Below are 6,102 nucleotides of genomic sequence, written 5' to 3'. Positions count from 1 at the left end.
CGGCTCGCCCCCGGCCCCGTCCCCGGTCGCGCCGGGCGCCTCCACTCCGGAGTCGGCGTCGATGCTGACGCCCGACCGCCTCCTTGAGGTGAACCGCAAGACGCGGCCGGCTCCCACGGGCGGCTGGAACCGGTTCCTCTACGGGCTCACCTTCCACACGGTCAACCTCGGCGACTCCGCGGCCGTTCGGGCGTGGAAGGCGATGGACGAGCGGATCGGCCGGCAGTTCGACGGCGGAACGCGCTTCGTGCCGGTGATGACCCGCAAGGGCGGCGTCGGCAAGACGACCGTCACCACGCTGCTCGGTATGGCGCTGGCCGACTCGCGCGAAGACCGCATCATCGCGGTCGACGCGAACCCCGACCGCGGCACGCTCGCCGAGCGAGTGCCCAAGCAGACCAGGGCGACCGTCCGCGACGTGGTGAACCGCGCCTCCGGGGTCACCGGCTTCACCGAGTTCTCCACCCTCGTCTCGCGCGACGAGACTCGGCTCGACGTGCTCGCCTCGGACACCGACCCCCAGCTCTCCGAGGCCTTCGATGAGGACGACTACAACGTGGTCGCCGATCTGGTCGAGCGCTTCTACTCGATCATGCTCACCGACTGCGGGACCGGCATCGTCCACTCGGTGATGCGCCCGACGCTCCAGCGCGCCGACACCGTCGTGATCGTCTCGGGCGGCAGCGTCGATGAGGCGCGCCTCGCCTCCGAGACGCTGACCTGGCTCGACGCGAACGGCTACGGAGCGCTGGTGCGCAACGCGGTGGTCGCGCTGAACACGGCGACGCCGGGCACCAGCCTGGTCAAGCTCGAGGAGATCGAGTCGCACTTCCGCTCGCGGGTGCGCGAGATCGTGCGCATCCCCTACGACCCGGTGCTCGCCGCCGGCTCGATCGTCAAGTGGGAGCAGCTGCGCCAGGGAACCAGGGAGGCGGCGCGCCTGCTGGCCGCGCTCGTCGTCGAGGGTATTCCGGTCCGGCGTGCCTGAGCCCGTCGACGCCTTCGACCTCGTCGTCATCGGCGCGGGATCGGGCAACTCGATCGTCGGGCCCGATTTCGACGGCCTCCGCGTCGCGATCCTCGACGACGGCCGGTGGTTCGGCGGCACGTGCCTGAACGCGGGATGCATCCCGACCAAGATGTTCGTGCACGTCGCCGACGTGGTGACCGACGTCGACCAGGGCGGCGGCGTCGGCGTACACGGTCGTCTCGCGCGGCCGGAATGGGCCGAGGTGCGAGACCGCGTCTTCGGGCGCATCGACGCGATCAGCGAGGGTGGCTTCGAGTACCGAGACCAGCGATCACCCAACGTGACCGTCCTGCGCGAGAGCTTCGGCTTCGAATCGCTCGGCGACGGCTCCCGTCCACACGTCCTGGTCAGCGCGAGCGGCCGGCGGATCAGCGCTCCGCAGGTGGTCGTCGCCTCCGGCTCCCGGCCGAGACCGCTGCTCGCCGCCTACGAGCCGGACCGCCGTATCCACGACTCCTCGACCGTGATGCGCCTCGACGAGCTCCCCGAGCGGATGCTGATCCTCGGCGGGGGAGCGGTCGCGGTGGAGTTCGCCCACGTCTTCTCGGCCTTCGGAACGGCCGTGACGGTCGCCGTGCGCAGTGACCGCCTGCTCCGCGCCCTCGACGAGGACATCGCCCGCCGGTTCACCGCCCTCGCCGCCGAGCGGTACACCGTTCGCACCGGAGTCTCGGCCGAGACGATCGACGCGGGCGTCGGCGGCCTCGTCGTCACGCTCGACGACGGCTCGGTCGTCGAGACCGATGTCGTGCTCGTCGCCCTCGGACGCGAGCCGAACAGCGACACGGTCGCCGCAGCATCCGTCGGGATCGATCTGCACGACGACGGCCGTATCCGCGTCGACACCGAGCAACGGGTGCTCTCGGGCGGAAGACCCGTTCCCGGGCTCTTCGCCCTCGGCGACGTCTCCTCCGAGTGGCAGCTCAAGCATGTCGCGAACCACGAGCGCGCCTCGTCGCGCACAACCTCCTCCACCCCGGGGAGCTGCTCTCGAACAGGCTGGCGCCCGTGCCCGGTGCGATCTTCGCCCACCCGCAGATCGCGCACTTCGGCCTCACCGCGGCCGAGGCCCGCGAGCAGGGGCTCCAGGTGGTCACGGTCACGCAGGAGTACGGCTCCACCGCCTTCGGCTGGGCCCTCGAGGACGAGTCGAGCGCCTGCCTCCTCGTCGTCGGACTCGACGGCGCGCTCCTCGGCGCGCACATCATCGGCCCGCAGGCCAGTATCCTCATTCAGCCGCTCGTCCAGGCCGCCAGTGCCGGCATCGGCATCCGCGGGCTCGCCCGCAGCCAGTACTGGCCGCACCCCGCGGCGAGCGAAGTCGTCGAGAACGCCCTCCTGAGCGCGGAGGAGGCCCTGAGGGAGCGGACCACATGACCGAACGCCAGATCCGCCTCTTCGGGGACCCGGTGCTGAAGACCCCGTCCGCGAGGATCGAGACGGTCGACGCCGGCGTTCGCGGACTCGTCGAGGACCTGTTGGACAGCGTCCGTCCGCCCGGACGCGCGGGCGTCGCCGCGCCTCAGATCGGGGTCGGCCTCCGCGCGTTCAGCTACAACGTCGACGGCGTCGTCGGCTACATCCTCAACCCCGAGATCGTCGATCTGAGTGGCGAGTCGCAGCCGGTCGACGAGGGCTGCCTCTCTGTGCCCTCCCTCTGGTACCCGGCGATCCGGTACCCGCGCGCCACGGTGCGGGGCATCGACCTCGACGGCACCGAGATCGTCCTCGAGGGCGACGGCCTGATGGCGCAGGCCCTCCAACACGAGTGCGACCACCTCGACGGCCGCCTCTACCTCGACCGCCTCACCAAGGACGACCGCCGCGCCGCCATGAAGGCGGTGCGGGAGTCGGACTGGTTCTGATTCCGAGCCGGTCCCGGCCGGCTCGTCGCGGTCGCGTGGTCGTGCGAGGGAACCCCGCACCGGCGAGGGAGCCCGGACGAGCGGGTGCCTCGACCGGTACGGGTTCCCTCGCGGGGGCGCGTCAGCGCAGGGAGATTCCCTCGGTCGCGGGGGCGGCGGAGTACACGGCGCTGATGGTGTCGGCGAAGTCAGCGAGGATGACGTTCCGCTTGATGCTCATCTTGGGGGTGAGATGGCCGCTCGCCTCGGTGAACTCGATCGGCAGGACCACGAACTTGCGGATCGACTCCGCGCGCGAGACGCGGTCGTTCGCGGCGTCCACGGCGCGTTGCACCTCGGCGAGCACGGCCGGGTTCACGGCCGCGTCCTCGAGCGAGAGCGAGGCGTCCTGACCGTTGTTCGCGAGCCAGGTCGGCAGCATCTCCGAGTCGAGGGTCACCAGCGCGGCGATGAAGGGCCGCTGGTCGCCGACGACGACGACCTGGCCGACGAGCGGAGTGGAGCGGATCGGATCCTCGAGCGCGGCCGGAGCGACGTTCTTGCCGCCGGCCGTGACGATGATCTCTTTTGTGCGGCCCGTGACGCGGAGGTAGCCCTCGTCATCCAGAGTGCCGAGGTCGCCTGTGCGGAACCACTCGCCGTCGAACGCCTCCGCCGTCGCCTTCTCGTTGTTCCAGTACCCGCCGAAGATGTCGATGCCGCGGACCTGGATCTCGCCGTCTGCGGCGATCCGGATCGAGACGCCGGGCAGTGCCGGACCGACCGTTCCGATCTTGAACCGCTCCGTCCGGTTGACGGTCGCCGGCGCCGTGGTCTCGCTGAGCCCGTAGCCCTCGAGGATCTTGATGCCGAGACTGTGGAAGAAGTGACCCAGCCGGTCGCCCAGCGGCGCGGATCCCGAGACGGCGAAGCGCACGTTGCCGCCCATCGCCGTGCGCAGCTTCGAGTACACGAGCCGGTCGAAGAGGAGGAACTGCAGCTTCAGCGCGAGAGGCACCGAGCCCGCCTCGACGGCCATCGAGTGCGCAACCGCGACGTCGGCGGCGCGGCGGAAGATCTTCCCGCGCCCGCCGCTTTCCGCCTTCTGCTCGGCCGAGTTGTAGACCTTCTCGAACACGCGCGGCACCGCGAGCAGGAACGTCGGCTTGAACGAGGCGAGGGAGGGGAGCAGCTGCTTGGTGTCGGCCTGGTGTCCCACCTTCACCCCGCCGTGCACGCAGAGGATCGCGATGAAGCGAGCGAACACATGCGCCGTCGTGATGAACAACAGTGTCGACGCGCCCGGCTGATGGATCAGCTCGGTGATGGCGACCGCGGAGTTGCGGCTGAGCTCGACGAAGTTGGAGTGGCGGATGATGCAGCCCTTGGGCCGGCCGGTCGAGCCGGAGGTGTAGATGATCGTCGCGATGTCGGCGCCGGTGGCGAGGGAGCGGCGACGCTCGATCTCGGCGTCCGGGACCTCGGCTCCGCGGGCGACGAGCTTGTCCAGGTCGCCCAGGCCGATCTGCCAGGCGATGCGTACGTCCGGCAGATCGGCGCGCACCTCGTCGAAGCGGGCGAAGTGCTCCGGCGTCTCGACGATGACGGCGTGGGCGCCGGAGTCGGCGAGGTTCCACTGCACCTGGGCGGGGGAGGACGTCTCGTAGACGGGGACGAGGACGCCGCCGGCGAACCAGACCGCGAAGTCGATCAAGGTCCATTCGTAGCGGGTCTTGCAGATCAGACCGATCTTCTCGCCCGGCTCGAGGCCGACGGCGACGAAGCCCTTGGCGAGCGCGGTGACCTGGTCGAGGAACTCCTGCGCCGTCACGTCGCGCCAGCCCGCGCCGTCCGGCAGCGCGAAGAGCGGGCGATCGGGCGTCTCGCGTACGCGGTCGAGGAGGAGGGCCGTCGTGTTGGCCTGCGGATCGGCCGCCACCACCCGGGGTGAATCGAACTGGTTCACGGCAACTCCTTCGGCACCTGAATCAACGTCGTCTCACCCTACCGGCGTCGTCGAAGCTGTGGATCTTTTCAGGACCACCGGTCCCGGATCGTGACGCGATCCGTTCGCGGAGGCGGCGGCGGGCGGCGCTCGACACGCCCCTGCACCGCGCTCGGCGAGCGGCACCCGACTCCTCCCGGTCACTACACTCGTTCTGGTCGCCGCTCTGGCGGACCCGCCGTCGCGTCCGTGCCGGTGGCATCGGAAAGGCGGTTCGCGTGCACGCGATCGGGATCGACATCGGCGGGACGAAGATCGCCGGAGCCTTGGTCGACGAGTTCGGCGGCATCCTCCGAGAGGATCGCCGCCCCACCCCCGCCGGACACCCCGAGCTGATCGTCGACGTCGTCGTCGAGATGGTCGAGCACCTGCGCGAGGGCCTGCCAGAGGCGGATGTCGCGGCGGTCGGAGTCGCTGCGGCCGGCTTCATCGATGCCTCGCAGTCGATCGTCTACTACGCCCCCAACATCAACTGGCGCAACGAGCCGTTCCGCGAGAAGCTCTCGGCCCGGATCGACCTGCCGATCATCATCGAGAACGACGCCAACGCCGCGGGCTGGGCCGAGTTCCGCTACGGGTCGGGGCGCCTCGTGAGCGACATGCTGATGCTCACGATCGGCACCGGAGTCGGCGGAGCCATCGTGATCAACGACCGCCTGCTCCGCGGCGGGTTCGGCGCCGCCGCCGAGATCGGCCACATGCGCGTGGTCCCTGGCGGCCTGCCCTGCGGCTGCGGAGCGCGCGGCTGCATCGAGCAGTACGGCTCGGGCCGCGCCCTCCAGCGCTTCGCCGGCGAGCTCGCTGACGCGGGCGGGATCGGCCAGGGTCTCGCCGACGCGCGACAGCGGAACGGAGGCGAACTCGACGGCCGCCTCATCTCGGAGCTGATCACCGCTGGCGACCTCGGCGCTCTCGCGGCGCTGCGGCAGCTGGGCCACTGGCTCGGCGAGGCCGCAGCGAGCCTCAGCGCAGTCCTCGACCCGCAGATGTTCGTCATCGGGGGCGGGGTCGCTCAGGCGGGCGACCTGCTCCTGGACCCGATCCGTCAGGCCTACCTCGACAACCTGCCGGCCCGCGGGTACCACCCCGAGCCCGAGTTCCGCATCGCCGAGCTCGTCAACGATGCCGGAGTCGTGGGAGCCGCCGATCTAGCCCGCCTGCACGCCGGATCGCTCTGATCCGGCGCCCGCAGAACCCGCCACCACCGCACCGCCGAGGAGCCC

Annotated in this window: 5 protein-coding genes and 1 pseudogene; 5 read left to right on the top strand and 1 reads right to left on the bottom strand. The window is 70.6% G+C overall.

The genetic code is table 11. From position 1 onward, the window contains the following. The 4 genes and pseudogenes from ACH61_RS04780 to def all read left to right on the top strand — a co-directional run. Window positions 1-988: MinD/ParA family ATP-binding protein (locus tag ACH61_RS04780; protein ID WP_068209232.1), on the top strand; the 988-nt coding region annotated here is incomplete at its 5' end. After that, window positions 981-1,910 (top strand): annotated as a pseudogene (locus tag ACH61_RS04775) (FAD-dependent oxidoreductase); the annotation flags it as partial. The gene ACH61_RS04780 and the pseudogene ACH61_RS04775, both read left to right, overlap by 8 nt. A gap of 35 nt (window positions 1,911-1,945) precedes the next feature. Further along, entirely contained in the window at window positions 1,946-2,407 is a 462-nt protein-coding gene (locus tag ACH61_RS18970) for an NAD(P)/FAD-dependent oxidoreductase (protein ID WP_330220128.1), read from the top strand. Then, on the top strand, window positions 2,404-2,895 hold the full coding sequence (def, locus tag ACH61_RS04770; RefSeq protein ID WP_068209223.1) for a peptide deformylase: 492 nt from the start codon (window positions 2,404-2,406) through the stop codon (window positions 2,893-2,895). Before ACH61_RS18970 ends, def begins: the two co-directional genes overlap by 4 nt. A gap of 121 nt (window positions 2,896-3,016) precedes the next feature. Here the strand turns inward: def and ACH61_RS04765 are convergent, their stop codons facing one another. Further along, window positions 3,017-4,840 carry an AMP-dependent synthetase/ligase gene (locus ACH61_RS04765; RefSeq protein ID WP_068209220.1) on the bottom strand — a complete coding sequence of 608 codons (1,824 nt, stop codon included), beginning with the start codon at window positions 4,838-4,840 and terminating at the stop codon, window positions 3,017-3,019. A gap of 257 nt (window positions 4,841-5,097) precedes the next feature. Between ACH61_RS04765 and ACH61_RS04760 the strand changes: the two genes are divergently transcribed. Then, the gene (locus ACH61_RS04760; RefSeq protein WP_068209217.1) at window positions 5,098-6,057 is read left to right on the top strand and encodes an ROK family glucokinase; all 960 of its coding nucleotides are present in this window, start codon (window positions 5,098-5,100) and stop codon (window positions 6,055-6,057) included. Window positions 6,058-6,102: the final 45 nt, after the last annotated feature.

The organism is Rathayibacter tanaceti (genome assembly GCF_001634385.1).
Lineage (GTDB): Bacteria > Actinomycetota > Actinomycetes > Actinomycetales > Microbacteriaceae > Rathayibacter > Rathayibacter tanaceti.
The sequence above is the reverse complement of the archived record's forward strand: the minus strand, read 5'-3'. Positions and strand labels throughout refer to the sequence as shown.